The following is a 13,852-nucleotide window of genomic DNA, read 5'->3' as shown; positions in this document are numbered from 1 at the left end:
GATCTGTCTCCGGTGTATCGGCGTGGGTTCAGTCGGCGGCCGGATAGGCCAGCGGACTGAAGCGGCTGCGCCCGTCTTCGCCGCGTGTCTGGACGAAGGCGTGTCCGTAGTGGGCGTCGTCCTTGTCCGGGTAGTCGGTCCGCAAGTGGCCGCTGCGTGTCTCCTTGCGCGCGAGGCAGGCCTCCAGGATGAGCGACGCCGTGGTCGCCATGTTCTGCAGCGTCAGGATCGACGACAAGGTGTCCGGCGTGGCGCCGCCGGCCTCGGTCACGTCGGTCTCGATGCGCTTGGCCAGCGCCAGCGCCTCGGTCAAGCCCGCCTCGTTCTTCTCGACGAGGGCGTGGCGCTGCATCGCGGCTTGCAGTGCCCGGGCGCTCTCCTCGGCCCGCAGGCCGGGATTCGGCGCCAGCGCCCGGCGCAGCCGGTCGACCACCCCATCGACGGCAAGCGCCGACGAGGCCTGGTCGCCGGCCAGCGCCGCGCGGCCGGCGGCGTCGCCGGCACGATGCCCGAACACCTGGCCTTCGGCGAGGGAGTTGCCGCCCGGACGATCCGGCCCGCGGACACCGCCGGACAGCTCGCCGATCACGTGCACGCCGGGGAGGGTCGACCGTGCATCCGCGTCGACCATCCGGACGCCGCCGTTGAGGCACTGGAACGCGATGCCCACGTCCATCAGGTCGGTGGTCGGATCCACGCCGTTGGCCTTCATCCAGCGCATCGTGTTCGGGATCGTTGCTTCCATCCGGTCGAGCGGCACGTGGGCCAGCGACAGGTGGATCGTCCCCCGCGGGGTGCCACGCCCGGCCGCGATCTCGGCAGCGATGGCGATGTCGAGGTACCGCGAGACGTTGCTGACCGTGAACGGGAAGACCTTCTCGTCCATCACTTCCGCTTCGGTCACGCCCTCGGGGAGGTAGTCGGCGAGGAATTCGTGCCCTTGCCCGTTGGTCAGCTTCGGATGCAGCACAAAACACGACTTGGAGAACAGCTGCACGTAGGGATGGACCAGCGCGGGGCCGAACTGGTGGAACTCCATGTTGACGAGCTCGGCACCTGCCCGGTACATCACGGCCTGCGCGTCGCCGGTCATCTCGCTGGTCGAGACCTGCTGCGAGAAGAGACCGTGCGCACCGCCCGTGCCGAGCACGATCGCCTTGGCACGGACCACCAGCCAGCGGCGCGCGGCCGAGTCGAACGCCAGCACGCCGGCTGCGCGGCCTTGTTGATCGAGCAGCACATCGACCAGGCCGGCGGGCGCCCTGACCTTCACGCCGCGTTCGAGGGCCTGCGCGTTCAGCGCCGCCACGAAGGCCTTGCCCGTCTTCCCGGAAACGCCGAGCGCCCGCGCGTAGCTGCCGAAGTCGCTCTGGATCAGCTTGTAGTCGGTCGATCGGCCGGCCACCTGCTTGTCCGCCGAAAGGCGGTCGAAGGCCACGCCGTACTCGATCAGATCCGCAATGCGCTTCGGCGCGTCTTCCGCCAGCACACGCACCAGGTCCCGGTCGATGAACCCGCTGGCGGCAGCCATCGTGTCGCGGTAGTGGACCTCGGGGCCATCGGCCACGTCGCCGTAGCCGGAGGCGCCCATGCTCATGATCTCGCTCGCACCGTGGACCGTGCTGCCCCCGGTGCCCAGCGGGGCCTTGGACAGCACCAGAACCTCGGCACCGGTGAGCCTGGCCGACAGCGCAGCACGTGATGCGGCGCCGCCGCCGCCGACGATGGCGACGTCCGTTTCGAGCTGCTCGACATCGAGACCGAGCGCCTGGAGTTGTTCGACGAACTTGTTGATCATGTGACTGCTCATGACTTGAGGGCGCGCGCGACGATGTTGCGCTGGATCTGGTTGGTGCCGCCGAAGATCTGGAAGAGCTTCGATTCGCGGTAGTGGCGCTGCATCGCGTACTCCATGGCGTACCCGTTGGCGCCCATGATCTGTAGGCCGTCGGTGGCCACCTTGACGTACACGTCGGAGGCGAAGTACTTGGCCTGCGACGACTCGGCGTCGCACGGGTGGCCGTCGACGAGCAGCTTCGCCGCGCGGTAGGCCATCATGCGCGCCGCATCGACCTGCGTCTGCATGTCGACCAGCATGTGCGAGACCGCCTGGAAGTCGAAGATCGGCTGGCCGAACTGCTTGCGGTCCAGGGCATACCAGCGCGCCAGGTCGACGGCCGCCTGGGCGGCACCGGCGCACATGGCCGCCAGCGCCACCCGCTCCTTGGCCAGCACGGCGGTCAGGCGCTTCCAGCCCATGTGCAGCTCGCCGACCATCAGGCGCCTGGGAACACGCACGCCGACGTAGTTGACTTCACAGGTGCGGATCGCGCTGCCGCCCAGCAGGTCGATGGGACGGATCTCCAGGCCGGGCGCATCGGTCGGCACCAGGAACAGGCTGATGCCGTTGTGCTTCTTCGCCTCCTTGTCGGTCCGGACTGCGGTCAGGATGTACTTGGCCTGCAGGGCACCGGTGATCCACATCTTGGTGCCGTCGATGACGAAGTCGTCGCCGTCGGCCACGCCGCGGGTGGTCAGGGAGGCGGCGTCCGATCCGGAGCCGTTCTCGCTGAGCGCAAAAGCCAGCCAGCCCTGCCCCTGGCTCAGCGCCGGCAGGACGTCGGACTTGATCTCCTCGCTGGCGAATCGGGCGACGGCGCCGCCGACCATGTTGATGTTCGCGTTCCAGAACCGGCTCAGCGCCACGCTGTAGTACGCGGCGATCTCGAGGAACGCGGTCATGTCCATGTAGTCGCCGATGCCGCCGTAGGCTTCCGGCAGGGTCAGCGCGAACCACCCCTGCTCCACGCCGACGTCGATCAGCGCCTGGGGGAAACGCTTCTCCTCGTCGCACTTGCCGATGTACTCGGGGCTGGCGTGCTTGGAGAGGACACGATGGATGCTGCGACGAAACTCGAACTGCTCGTCGGAGAGATAGGGCCGCAGGTCGTTTCGTTCGAGCAGCGCCAGGGTGTAGGCAGGATTCATGGTTCTGGGGTCCAGTGCGGTTCAGCGCGGATCAGCCGACAGTGGCCAACCGGTCCGTCAGGGCGATGCTGCGAAGCATCGAGGACCGGCTGCGGGCGCCGGCCACGAGGAACGCCAGGTCCGATCCGCTGAGGATCAAACGTGCGCCCTTGCCGACGTACTCTGCCATCAGCGCTTCGTCGTAGACGCCGCCGACGCCGCAGAACTTGCCGTGACGCCGGCAGGCGGCGAACACCGCGTCGAGCGTGGCCTTGACGGAAGGGTGCCCCAACTGGCCCGGCACGCCGAGCTCGGCCGCCATGTCGGTGCAACCTACCAGCAGCGCGTCGATGCCCGGCACGGCCGCGATCTCGTCGACGTTGTCCCGCCCCTCGATGGTCTCGATCATGGCCACCACCAGGGTTTCCGCATTGATCAGCGCCACGGTCTCGGGCACCGGCAGCGGCATGAAGCGGGTCTGCGGCAGCATCCCCGGGATCGAACGATGGCCGAGCGGCGTGAAGCGGCAGAACGCCACGACCGCGCGGGCCTGCTCCACCGTGCTCACGTGGGGAATCACGATGCCCTGGGCGCCGGTGTCCAGCAAGCGGGTGCTGTGGAACGCTTCGTGGGCGGGCACGCGGATCATCGGCGTGACGCCCACGGCGAGCGCGGCCTGGCAGATCTGCGCGGCGGTGTCGACGCTCATGGAGTTGTGCTCCATGTCGATGAAGAGCCAGTCGAAATCGCAGCTCTGGGCGATCTGCGCAATGTCGACGGTCCGCGCTTGGCGCAGCCCCATGCCGAGTGCGAGTTCTCCCTGCTGCAGGCGAGCCTTGGCGTGGTTGGCGATGACTTTCATGGAAGGTGGCCCTTTGAGCGAAGCAGCGCGTCTTACTCGGCTTCAGCCGGCATCGCGACGTTGATGAACTTGGAGTCGAGGTAGTCGCGGATGGCGTGGGGACCGCCCTCGCGACCGTAGCCGCTGTCCTTCGACCCGCCGAATGGCGTCTCGGCCGTGGAAGCGACAAAAGTGTTGACGCCGATCACCCCGGCCTCGAGCCGGTCCACGGTGGCGTGGGTCTTGGCCAGCGACCGGGTGAAGACGTAAGCCGCCAGCGCGAAGGGCAGCCGGTTCGCTTCGGCGATCACTTCGTCGAGCGTGGCGAACGGCGCGATCGTCCCGATCGGCCCGAACGGCTCTTCGTTCAAGACACTGGCACTCGGCTGGAGCTGCGTCAGCCACGTCGGGGCGTAGAAGTAGCCTCGGTCGAGGCCCTGCGGCCGCGTTCCGCCGGTGATCACGCGGGCGCCCGTGCTGACGGCCTCGTCGACCATCTTCTCGATCGCCTCGCGCCGCCGGGCGGTGGTCAGGGGGCCCAGGTCGGTGACGTCGTCCAGAGGCGACCCGACCGTCAGGGCGCGCGTCGCCTCGGCGAGCTTCTCCTCGACCTTCGCCGCGATGGATTCGTGGACGTAGAACCGGGTCGGGGAGGCGCAGACCTGCCCGGCATTGCGGAACTTGCCCTGTGCAGCCAGCTTCGCGAAGGCGTCGATGTCCGCGTCGGCGTGCACGATCACCGGCGCGTGTCCGCCGAGTTCCATGCTCACACGCTTCAGCGTGGCCGCGGACTGCGCGACGATCTGCCGTCCCACGGGCACCGACCCGGTGAAGCTGACCTTGGCCACACGGGCGTCGTCCATGATGGCGGGAGTGACGTCGGCCGGCCGCCCGATGACGAGGTTGATCGAGCCCGGCGGAAAGCCCGCGTCCTGGAAGCACTTGACCAGGGCCATCGTCGCCCCCGCCGCTTCACTGGACGGGCGGATGACGAGCGTGTTGCCGGCGGCCAGCGCCGGCGCCATCTTGCGGGCGAGCAGCAGCAGCGGGAAGTTCCAGGGCACGAAGGCGGCCACCACACCCAGCGGCTCCATGTGCACCAGGTAGCGGTCGCCCTTGACGCGGCTCTCGTAGCTCTGCCCGAAGATGCGCCGCGCCTCGTCCGCGAACCAGTCGATCGACTCGGCGGAGGCCTTCGCCTCGCCCACGGCCTGGCGGATCGGCTTGCCCGTCTCGAGCGCGACCAGCCGCCCGAGCGACTCGGAGCGCTCGAGGATCAGCGCCGCGGCCCGCCTCAGCAGCGCAGACCGCTCCCACGCCGTGAGGGCCCGGACGGCGCCGCGCCCGCAGTAGGCGGCATCGATGGCTGCCCGCACCTGCGCCGCGCTGGCCGGCTTCACCGCCCCCAGCACGCCCTCGGTGGCCGGATTCAGCATCTCCACGCTGCCCTGTTCTCCGGGCAGCCAGGTGCCACCGATGAACTGGCCGTGCGACGAATAGTGGTCTTGAAGTTCCATGTGGGTGGCTCTGTGCTTCGACGAACACATTGTCAGGTCGGAAGCGCTGAAGTGTCAACAAACATCTATTATTTGTTTGCACTTGAAGACATGTCGCGCACACGTCGTGTAGACTGGCCACCTCCCAAGGTTTCACCTCGTGCCATGAGCAAAGTCGCCACTCGAGATGCAGAAGTGATCACCACCCGGCTCGACGAGATCCAGGATCGCGTGCGCCAGATGATCAAGGACGGCGTTCTCAAGCCGGGCGAACGTGTCAACGAGAACGCGCTCGCCACGGAACTCGGCGTGGGCCGGAACTCCGCGCGGGAAGCCCTGCGCGGGCTCGAGCGCACCGGCCTCGTGCGGATCGTCCCGAATCGCGGTGCGGAGGTGCGCAAGGTGTCGCTCGAGGCGGCGCTGGATCTCTATGACGTCCGGGCGGGCATCGCCCGGACCGCCGGAAGGCTCGTGGCGACCCGCCTGGAACCGGACGAGGAAACCGGCCTGCTGGACCTGATGCGCCAGATGGGCGATGCGCTCAACGCGCGCGACGGCGCCGCGTACCACCGCTTGAACAAGGCCTTCCACGACCTTCTGATGGCCATCACCAAGAACCCGCGCCTGATCGAGTTCAACGAGACGATCGAGACCGAGCTGAGCCTCTACATCCGCAAGGGGGTCTACACGATGGCCCAGATGCAGTTGTCGCATGCCGAGCACACCCGGCTCGTCGAGGCCGTCTGCTCCGGCAAGGTCGTCGAAGCCGCCGAGTGTTTCGAATCGCACATCCTGACGGGCAAGCAGCGGATGCTCGATACCGTCACCCGCACGCTGTCGGTGTCTTGATGGCCCCGCCTTCCTGGTCTGCACTGGTGGTGCGGGACGATCCCGCAACGGCGATCCGGCGCGTGGTGATCGACAACCCGCCCCTCGGCGTGCTGAACCAGGACGTCCGGCGCGAGCTGGGCGACGTCTTCCTCGCGACCCAGTCCGACCGGGCCATCCGTTGCCTGGTGTTCGGCAGCGGCCCGCGCAGCTTCTGCGCGGGGGCCGACCTGCGGGAGTTCGCCCTGCGCTTCGATCCGCTGGTGGCACGCGCGCACGTCGAGAACGCGCACCGCATGATCCTGGCGCTGGTCGAACTGGACGTGCCCACGATCGCGTCGATCCACGGCGCCTGCATGGGTGGGGGGCTGGAGCTGGCGCTCGGGTGCACCTACCGCATCGCTGCTCGCAGCGCCAAGCTGGCGCTGCCGGAGGTGAACCGCGGCGCCTGGCCCGGCACGGGCGGATGCCTGCTGCTGTCTCGCCAGGTGCGGCCTGCCCTGTCGAAGCGGCTGCTGTACACCGGCGAGACGCTGGATGCCTCGACCGCCTGCGCGCTGGGCGTGATCGACGAGGTGGTGGAGGACGACGCGCTCGAGGCGCGGACGCAGGCGCTGGCGCTGCAGTGGGCGAGCCAGCCCGGCTCGTCCATCCGGACGCTCACGACGCTCGTGGACCGGGACTTCCGCGCCCGCTTCCGCAGCCATCTCCAGTACGAGGCTGAATGTTTCGTTCAGGCCTACCAAACGCCGGCAGCCCGGGAGGGCTACCAGGCGTTTTTTGAGAAGCGCCCGCCGCAGTGGCAGCAGGCCTGATCGACCTGGCGTAGACCCCCTCATCCGCTCCTGTCGATGCAAAAGAGCGCCAGCGGCGCTCCGGTCGTTCGTGTCCGCTATTTTTTAGTCCTACAACGTTCTTCAAAGAGTCGGCACTTGAATTCTATTTGTTGACACTTGCGAATCGATGGATGACACTTGCTTCGTCAAAGCACGCACTACAGGAGACGCCCGACATGTCGCTCATCAAAAGATTCGCCGCCGCATGCCTTCTGGCGGGCGTGGCCGTCGGCTCGGTGGCCCAGCCCTACCCCAGCAAGCCCATCCGCCTCGTGGTCGGCTTCGCGCCCGGCGGTGCCACGGACATCCTGGCGCGGGTGTGGGCCGACGCGGCCAGCAGGGAGCTCGGGCAAACCGTCGTCGTCGAGAACCGGGCCGGCGCGGGCGGCGCCGTCGGTGCCCTGGCCGTGGCCAAGGCGCCGGCCGACGGCTACACCCTGGGGCTCGCGACGGTCGGGACCCACGCGGCCAACGTGGCGTGCAACCCGAAGGGCGGCTACGACCCCGTCCAGGACTTCACGCCGATCAGCAACCTGGCCCGGACCCCCAACGTGCTGGTGATGAACGTCGATGTGCCGGCAAGCAACTTCGCTGAACTGAAGGCCTACATCGCCAAGCAGCCGCCAGGCGGCGTCCGCTACGCCACCGGCGGGACCTGCGGCGTCCACCACCTGACCGGCGCGATGTTCTCTTCGCTGATCGGCGCCCAGTTGACGCATGTGCCGTACCGGGGCTCCGGCCCGGCGCTGACCGACCTGATCGGTGGCCAGTTGGAGCTGTTCTTCGACAGCATGCCGGGCTCGATCCAGGCGATCCAGAGCAAACGTGCCCGTCCGGTCGCGGTGGCCTGGAACAAGCGCCTGGACTCGCTGCCCGACGTGCCGACCTATGCCGAACTCGGCCTCGGCGCGATCAACGACAGCGTCTGGTACGGCCTCGTCGCACCGGCCAACCTCCCGGCCGATATCCAGGCCAAGCTCAACCAGGTGACCAGGAAGGTCATGGCACAGCCGGACGTGCAAGCGCGCGTGGCGCAGACGGGCTCTGAGCCGGTGAGCACCACGCCGCAGGAGTTCGGGGCCGAGATCAAGAAGGCCCTGGAGCGGCTCAAGGCGGTCGTCCAAAGCCAGGGCATCAAGTTCGATACCAGCGGTAGCTGATTTCGCAGTCGGCGCACAGCGCCATCATTCTTGGAGACAAACGTATGAGCTTCACGGTTCAGAGCTTCTGCCGACCGCTCGGCAGTGTCCTCGGCGCAGGCCTGATCGGCATGGCGATGCTGCTGGGTTCGACGGCGAACGCGCAGGACGCCAAAGTCCTCCGCCTGTCGTTCGTCAACGTCAAGGAGCACCCGCACGGCGTCGGTGCCGAGCGCTTCGCCGAACTGGTCAGCAAGAAGAGCGGCGGCAAGCTGCAGGTTCGCCTGTACCCGGGTGGCACGCTGGGCAGCGACATGCAGGTGATTTCGTCCCTGCAGGGAGGAACGATCGACCTCTCCGTCATGGTGCCGGGCTCGTTGGCCGGTGTCAGCAAGGAATTCGGGCTGTTCGACCTGCCATTCATGTTCCGCAGCGCGACGGAGGCCGATGCGGTGCTCGACGGTCCCTTCGGCACGAAGCTGATGGACATCCTGCCCGGCAAGGGCCTGGTGGGGCTGAGTTTCTGGGACCACGGCTTCCGCAACTTCACCAACAGCAAGAAGCCGATCGCGACGGTCGAGGACTTCCAGGGCCTGAAGGTCCGGGTGCAGCAGATCCCGATCTACATCGACATGATGCGTGCGCTCGGCGCGAACCCCGTGCCCCTGTCGTTCCCCGAGCTGTACGGCGCGCTGGAAAGCCGCGCGGTGGACGGCCAGGAGAATCCGCTGACCTCGATCGTCGGCTCGCGCCTGCACGAGGCCCAGAAGTTCCTCTCGATCACGCGCCACACCTACAACCCGTTGCTGGTGGTCGGCAGCAAGCGCTCGTGGGACAAGCTCAGCGAGGCCGATCGCAAGATCCTCCTGGAGGCGGCCAACGAGGCCAAGCCGTATCAGCGGCAGTTCTCGCGTGATGCGGAGGCCAAGGCCCAGGCGGTGATCGAGGCTGCCGGCGTCAAGGTCAACGAGCTGGCGCCCGCCGAGATCGAGCGCATGCATCAGAAGGTGCGGCCCGTCTCGGACAAGTTCGCGGCCGATGTCAACGCCGCCCTCGTCGCGGATCTGCGCGACCAGATCGCCAAGGCACGCGCCGCGACTTCGTCCCCTCGGCCATGACCGACGCGCCGCCCCTCACGCCCCGGCCTCGGGTCATCGGCTTCGTCGGACTGGGCCTGCTGGGCCTGGCGCTGGCGCTGCGGCTGCGCGCGAAGGGCTTCGAGCTGGTGGGCTGGAACAGGGAGCCGCATCGCCTGGACGCGCTGGCGCACGCGGGCGGCTCGATCGCAGCCACGCCCCGCGAGGTGGCCGAGCGCGCCGACATCCTGTGCCTGTGCGTCCTCGACGGCAACGCCGTCCGCGACGTGGTCTTCGGCCCTGACGGCTTGTCCGCCGCGCCGGCCAACGGCAAGCCCATCCTGGACTTCTCGACGGTCGACCCCGAAGAGACCGTCGCCATCGCCCGGCGCGCCGCGGCGCTCGGGTTCACCTGGATCGACGCACCCGTGTCGGGCGGGCCGGCCGCCGCCGCCGTCGGGGGCCTCACGGTGATGGTCGGTGGCGAGGACGCGGCCATCGACCGCGTCCAGCACGTGCTGGACGCCGTCGCGTCGCGCGTGACCCGGCTGGGCCCCGTGGGCACCGGACAAGCGATGAAGGTCGTCAACCAGGCCCTGGTGGGCGGCACATTCGTCCTGGTGGCCGAGGCCCTGGCGCTGGCACGTGAACTCGGCCTCCCGGTCGAGGCGGTGCCTGGTTGTCTCGCAGGCGGCATGGCGGATTCCGCTGCGCTGCAGCGCGCGTGGCCCCGGATGGTGGCGGAGGAATTCGATCCGCCCACCGGCAGGGCGGCGCAGATGTTGAAAGACCTCGACGCCGTGGATCGCGCGAGCTGCGCCGCGGGCCTCGCCCTGCCCATGCTGGCGCTGGCCCGGGAACGCTATCGCCAGTACGTCGACGGCGGCGCGGGGGAACAGGAAACGGTGTCGATCGCGAGGCTCTACGGGCCTCGACGGCCTGGATAGTGGAGGCAGCGGTGTCGAGAATCTTCGGTTGGTATTGCAGAGGCCTGGAAGGCCTCATGGCGGTGATGTTGGCCATCATGGTCCTCATGGTGTTCGGGAACGTCGTGCTCCGGTACGGCTTCAACTCGGGCATCACGGTGTCCGAAGAGGTCTCGCGCTGGCTCTTCGTGTGGATGACGTTCCTCGGCGCGATCGTCGCCGTTCGCGAGCATGGTCATCTCGGCACTGACATGCTCGTCGGCAAGCTGCCTCGCGCGGGCAAGAAGCTCTGTCTGGTTGTCTCGCACCTGCTGATGCTGTATGCGACATGGCTCCTGCTGACGGGAAGCTGGCAGCAGACGGTGATCAACCTCGAAGTGGGAGCGCCCACCACAGGCGCTTCGGTCGCCATCTTCTACGCCGTCGGCGTGGTCTTCGCGGTGTCGACGGCGGTGTTCCTCTTCCACGACCTGTGGCGCGTCGCGAGCGGCCGGCTTCGTGACGAAGAGCTGGTGATGGTCCATGAATCCGAGGAACAGGCCGAGATCGACCGCATCAACGCCGAGCTGGCCCATGGTGACGCGGCCCGCGCACCGGGCACACCCGACACGAACCTGAACCCGCGCGAGCGCTGACATGACCATCGCCATCTTCCTCGGCGCGCTGCTCGGCTGCATGGCCATCGGCGTGCCCATCGCGTACTCGCTGCTGCTGTGCGGCGTCGCATTGATGTGGCACCTCGACTTGTTCGATGCCCAAATCCTGGCGCAGAACGTGATCAACGGCGCCGACAGTTTCCCGCTGCTCGCCGTGCCCTTCTTCATGCTGGCGGGCGAGGCGATGAACCAGGGCGGCCTGTCGCGGCGCATCGTCAACCTGGCCTTGACGCTGGTCGGGCACGTCAGGGGCGGGCTGGGCTACGTGGCCATCGTGTCCGCATGCCTGCTGTCGGCGCTGTCCGGCTCGGCGGTGGCGGACGCCGCGGCACTGTCCGCATTGCTCATCCCGATGATGGTCGCGGCGGGCCATGACAAGGCGAGATCGGGCGGCCTGATCGCGGCTTCCGGCGTGATCGGGCCCATCATCCCCCCGTCCATCGGCTTCGTGATCTTCGGCGTTACCGCCAACGTCTCGATCTCCAAGCTCTTTCTCGCGGGCATCTTTCCCGGCCTCCTCATCGGTGCCTCGCTCTGGTTCACCTGGTGGTGGCTGGCCCGGAAGGAGAAGATCGTTCCGCCCCCGCGGAAATCGGCGCGCGAGGTTGCCGCCGCCCTGCGGGAGGCGACGTGGGCCCTGATGCTGCCGCTCATCATCCTGGTGGGGCTGCGGTTCGGCGTCTTCACGCCGACGGAAGCCGCCGTGGTGGCGGCGGTCTACGCGCTCTTCGTCGCCACGGTCGTGTACCGCGAATTGAAGCCGCGGCAGTTCTACGGGCTCTTCGTCACGGCAGCGAAGACCAGCGCCGTGGTGATGTTCCTGGTGGCCGCCGCGATGGTGTCCGCCTGGCTGATCACGATCGCGGACCTGCCGACGATGCTGGTCGATCTGCTGGAGCCGCTGATCTCCAACCCCATGCTGCTCATGGTGCTCATCATGTTCTTGGTGATGATCGTGGGCACGGCCATGGACATGACCCCCACGATCCTGATCCTGACGCCCGTGCTGATGCCGATCGTCAAGGCCGCGGGCATCGATCCGATCTACTTCGGGGTTCTTTTCATCATCAACAACTCGATCGGGCTGATCACCCCCCCGGTCGGCGTCGTGCTGAACGTCGTCGCAGGCGTCGCGCGCATGAAGATGGACCGCATCATGGTCGGCGTGCTGCCGTTCGCGGCCGCCGAGTTCCTGATGATGTTCCTGATGGTGCTGTTTCCCGCCCTGGTCATCGTGCCGGCGCGCTTCCTTGGAGGATGACCACCGCACCCGGCGTGGTGCCGGCAGCGTGCCCCGGTGGCCAGCGCCAGCCAGCCGTAGCGCAGCAAGGGCGCGTCGGTGGCTCAACCGCCCCGCCGACCCAGCACGGCGCGCAGGGTGATTTCTTGACCCTGCCTCAGCACGCCCAGATCGACCTCGTCGCCTGGGCGGTGCGCCTGCAAAGCGTTGGTGAAGCCCTGCAGATCCCGGACATCCTGCCCGCCCAGGCGGACGAGGATGTCGCCGCGCCGCATGCCCGCGCGGTCACCCGGCGAGCCCGGCGTGACGCCGCTGAGCAGCACGCCGCGCGGCACCGGGGAGAAGTCGGGCACCGTCCCCAGGTACGCCCGCGTGCCGTCGTCCAACATGCGCGCCGGCTTCTCCTCGCCCGGCACGAACGTGAGCCGCGCTGCCGGCTCGCCGAGCGTGCGGGCGAGGCCGGCCACCATCGTGGCCACCTTGTCGATGCTTGCCGCGTCGATCTTCTGCCAGTCGTCGGTGGGCTTGTGGTAGTCGGCATGCACGTTCGTGAACAGGTGGAGCACGGGCATGCCCTGCGTGTAGAACGATGTGTGATCGCTGAAGCCGTAGCCCTCGGGATGTTCCGCCAACCGGATGCCGGCGGCGCCGGCCTGGTGCTTCAACAGGGCCTGCCACTCCCGCGCCGTCCCGACGCCGTACACGATCAGTTCGCCATCGCCCAGGCGCCCGACCATGTCCATGTTGATCATCGCGCGCGCATCGCGCAGCGGGATCGTGAGCGCGTGCACGAAGTACGCCGAGCCCAGCAGCCCGAGTTCCTCGCCGGTGAACGCCGTGAAGAGCACCGAACGCGCCGGCCGCTGCCCCTGCGCGAGCAGGGCCGCCACGCGCAGCATGGCGGAGATGCCCGAGGCGTTGTCGTCCGCGCCGTTGTGGACGGCACGTGTGTTGTCGAGCGAACTGAACGCGCCCCACCCGAGGTGGTCGTGGTGCGCGCCGACCACGATGATCTCGTGCTTCAGCGATGGATCGCTCCCCTCCAGCAGCCCGACCACGTTGCGCCCGGTTCCCGGTGGCGCGTGCGGCTGCAGCGCCGATGCCAGCGGGACCTGCTGGAAATACGAGCCGCCCTCGCCCGCACCGCGCAGCCCGATCGATGCCATGCGTGCCGCGATGAACTCGCCCGCGCAGTGCTCTCCGTCGGACCCGGACATCCGTCCTTCCAGCGCATCGTCCGCCAGGTAGCGGACCGTCGCCAGCGGCTCCGTGAAGCCGGCCGCGATCTCTGCAGGGTCGGGGCAGGCGGGCCTCGTGGCCTCTCTCGTCGCGCACCCCGGTAGGCCGCACAGCAGCACGGCGCACAGCATCGAAGCCATGCCGCCCCGAACAATTTGCAAGTTCATGAAGGGTTCCGGCTCGCCCTTCACAAGGATCGATCGCCGCAGTCGATGACGGGGGCCGAATCTTAGTGCGCTCGGCGTCCCTGAACACATGCCGCGCGCGAACCAGCCTGCCGGGCATGCTCGCCTGGGCGATGGGCGGGGCCGGCACCGCGGCGCCGTTTGTGCGGCAGACCACCGACCCGTTGTTGACCGTCACCGGCGGCCACATGCTCGAGCTCAACAACCGGATGCAGCTCATCATGGGCAACAACTTCGTGGGCGAATACCTGCCCACGCGCTCCGGGACCTACACCCGCCAGATCCGCGGCGTGGACGGTGCCGGTCGACATCGACCCGACCGGCGTACCCTCCATGGCCAGCGCCGCTGCCGCGACGACGTTCAAGCAGGGCTTCAACGGCTACGAAACCGCATCGCTGGGGCTTTATGGCGCGGCAAGCCGC

13 protein-coding genes are annotated in these 13,852 nt (G+C 68.2%); 8 read left to right on the top strand and 5 right to left on the bottom strand.

The window, feature by feature from the left end; translation table 11 throughout:
- Positions 1-28: 28 nt before the first annotated feature.
- The 4 genes from V4F39_RS21930 to V4F39_RS21915 are packed head-to-tail and all read right to left on the bottom strand — an operon-like array spanning position 29 to position 5,325.
- Positions 29-1,798, bottom strand: a complete 1,770-nt coding sequence (locus V4F39_RS21930) for an FAD-binding protein (RefSeq protein ID WP_332292124.1) — start codon at positions 1,796-1,798, stop codon at positions 29-31.
- Between the two features lie 8 nt (positions 1,799-1,806).
- A complete protein-coding gene (locus tag V4F39_RS21925; protein ID WP_332292123.1) occupies positions 1,807-2,988 on the bottom strand; it encodes an acyl-CoA dehydrogenase family protein in 1,182 nt (393 codons plus the stop codon).
- Between the two features lie 31 nt (positions 2,989-3,019).
- Positions 3,020-3,829 carry an HpcH/HpaI aldolase family protein gene (locus V4F39_RS21920; RefSeq protein WP_332292122.1) on the bottom strand — a complete coding sequence of 270 codons (810 nt, stop codon included), beginning with the start codon at positions 3,827-3,829 and terminating at the stop codon, positions 3,020-3,022.
- A 32-nt stretch (positions 3,830-3,861) separates the two neighbouring features.
- Positions 3,862-5,325 carry an NAD-dependent succinate-semialdehyde dehydrogenase gene (locus V4F39_RS21915; protein WP_332292121.1) on the bottom strand — a complete coding sequence of 488 codons (1,464 nt, stop codon included), beginning with the start codon at positions 5,323-5,325 and terminating at the stop codon, positions 3,862-3,864.
- 144 nt (positions 5,326-5,469) lie between these two features.
- Here V4F39_RS21915 and V4F39_RS21910 point away from each other — a divergent pair, with 144 nt between their 5' ends.
- From V4F39_RS21910 to V4F39_RS21880, 7 genes are all read left to right on the top strand, one after another.
- Positions 5,470-6,153 carry a GntR family transcriptional regulator gene (locus tag V4F39_RS21910; protein ID WP_332292120.1) on the top strand — a complete coding sequence of 228 codons (684 nt, stop codon included), beginning with the start codon at positions 5,470-5,472 and terminating at the stop codon, positions 6,151-6,153.
- Positions 6,153-6,947, top strand: coding sequence for an enoyl-CoA hydratase/isomerase family protein (locus V4F39_RS21905; RefSeq protein ID WP_332292119.1), 795 nt, complete (start codon positions 6,153-6,155; stop codon positions 6,945-6,947). The genes V4F39_RS21910 and V4F39_RS21905 overlap by 1 nt, the downstream gene beginning before the upstream one ends.
- Positions 6,948-7,144: 197 nt before the next feature.
- Positions 7,145-8,128 (top strand): tripartite tricarboxylate transporter substrate-binding protein, encoded by a 984-nt coding sequence (locus V4F39_RS21900; RefSeq protein ID WP_332292118.1) that lies wholly within the window; start codon positions 7,145-7,147, stop codon positions 8,126-8,128.
- 44 nt (positions 8,129-8,172) lie between these two features.
- On the top strand, positions 8,173-9,225 hold the full coding sequence (locus V4F39_RS21895) for a TRAP transporter substrate-binding protein (RefSeq protein ID WP_332292116.1): 1,053 nt from the start codon (positions 8,173-8,175) through the stop codon (positions 9,223-9,225).
- The gene (locus V4F39_RS21890) at positions 9,222-10,130 is read left to right on the top strand and encodes an NAD(P)-dependent oxidoreductase (RefSeq protein WP_332292115.1); all 909 of its coding nucleotides are present in this window, start codon (positions 9,222-9,224) and stop codon (positions 10,128-10,130) included. The genes V4F39_RS21895 and V4F39_RS21890 overlap by 4 nt, the downstream gene beginning before the upstream one ends.
- A gap of 11 nt (positions 10,131-10,141) precedes the next feature.
- Positions 10,142-10,744: a TRAP transporter small permease gene (locus V4F39_RS21885; protein WP_378235093.1), complete on the top strand. Its 603-nt coding sequence runs from the start codon at positions 10,142-10,144 to the stop codon at positions 10,742-10,744.
- Position 10,745: 1 nt separating this feature from the next.
- The gene (locus tag V4F39_RS21880) at positions 10,746-12,026 is read left to right on the top strand and encodes a TRAP transporter large permease subunit (RefSeq protein ID WP_332292113.1); all 1,281 of its coding nucleotides are present in this window, start codon (positions 10,746-10,748) and stop codon (positions 12,024-12,026) included.
- A gap of 83 nt (positions 12,027-12,109) precedes the next feature.
- Here the strand turns inward: V4F39_RS21880 and V4F39_RS21875 are convergent, their stop codons facing one another.
- On the bottom strand, positions 12,110-13,411 hold the full coding sequence (locus V4F39_RS21875) for a M28 family peptidase (protein ID WP_332292112.1): 1,302 nt from the start codon (positions 13,409-13,411) through the stop codon (positions 12,110-12,112).
- A gap of 116 nt (positions 13,412-13,527) precedes the next feature.
- On the opposite strand from V4F39_RS21875, the gene V4F39_RS21870 reads away from it, so the two are divergent.
- Positions 13,528-13,852 (top strand): hypothetical protein (locus V4F39_RS21870; RefSeq protein WP_332292111.1); only part of this gene is annotated, 325 nt, incomplete at its 3' end.

It is taken from the genome of Aquincola agrisoli, from assembly GCF_036621135.1.
Taxonomy (GTDB): domain Bacteria; phylum Pseudomonadota; class Gammaproteobacteria; order Burkholderiales; family Burkholderiaceae_C; genus Aquincola; species Aquincola agrisoli.
The sequence above is the reverse complement of the archived record's forward strand: the minus strand, read 5'-3'. Positions and strand labels throughout refer to the sequence as shown.

Excerpts from the sequence above, each read along its gene's own strand:
- V4F39_RS21905 (WP_332292119.1), top strand. The coding sequence starts at position 6,153 with ATGGCCCCGCCTTCCTGGTCTGCACTGGTGGTGCGGGACGATCCCGCA.
- V4F39_RS21895 (WP_332292116.1), top strand. The coding sequence starts at position 8,173 with ATGAGCTTCACGGTTCAGAGCTTCTGCCGACCGCTCGGCAGTGTCCTC.
- V4F39_RS21875 (WP_332292112.1), bottom strand. The coding sequence starts at position 13,411 with ATGAACTTGCAAATTGTTCGGGGCGGCATGGCTTCGATGCTGTGCGCC.
- V4F39_RS21925 (WP_332292123.1), bottom strand. The coding sequence starts at position 2,988 with ATGAATCCTGCCTACACCCTGGCGCTGCTCGAACGAAACGACCTGCGG.
- V4F39_RS21900 (WP_332292118.1), top strand. The coding sequence starts at position 7,145 with ATGTCGCTCATCAAAAGATTCGCCGCCGCATGCCTTCTGGCGGGCGTG.
- V4F39_RS21880 (WP_332292113.1), top strand. The coding sequence starts at position 10,746 with ATGACCATCGCCATCTTCCTCGGCGCGCTGCTCGGCTGCATGGCCATC.
- V4F39_RS21890 (WP_332292115.1), top strand. The coding sequence starts at position 9,222 with ATGACCGACGCGCCGCCCCTCACGCCCCGGCCTCGGGTCATCGGCTTC.
- V4F39_RS21920 (WP_332292122.1), bottom strand. The coding sequence starts at position 3,829 with ATGAAAGTCATCGCCAACCACGCCAAGGCTCGCCTGCAGCAGGGAGAA.
- V4F39_RS21910 (WP_332292120.1), top strand. The coding sequence starts at position 5,470 with ATGAGCAAAGTCGCCACTCGAGATGCAGAAGTGATCACCACCCGGCTC.
- V4F39_RS21915 (WP_332292121.1), bottom strand. The coding sequence starts at position 5,325 with ATGGAACTTCAAGACCACTATTCGTCGCACGGCCAGTTCATCGGTGGC.
- V4F39_RS21930 (WP_332292124.1), bottom strand. The coding sequence starts at position 1,798 with ATGATCAACAAGTTCGTCGAACAACTCCAGGCGCTCGGTCTCGATGTC.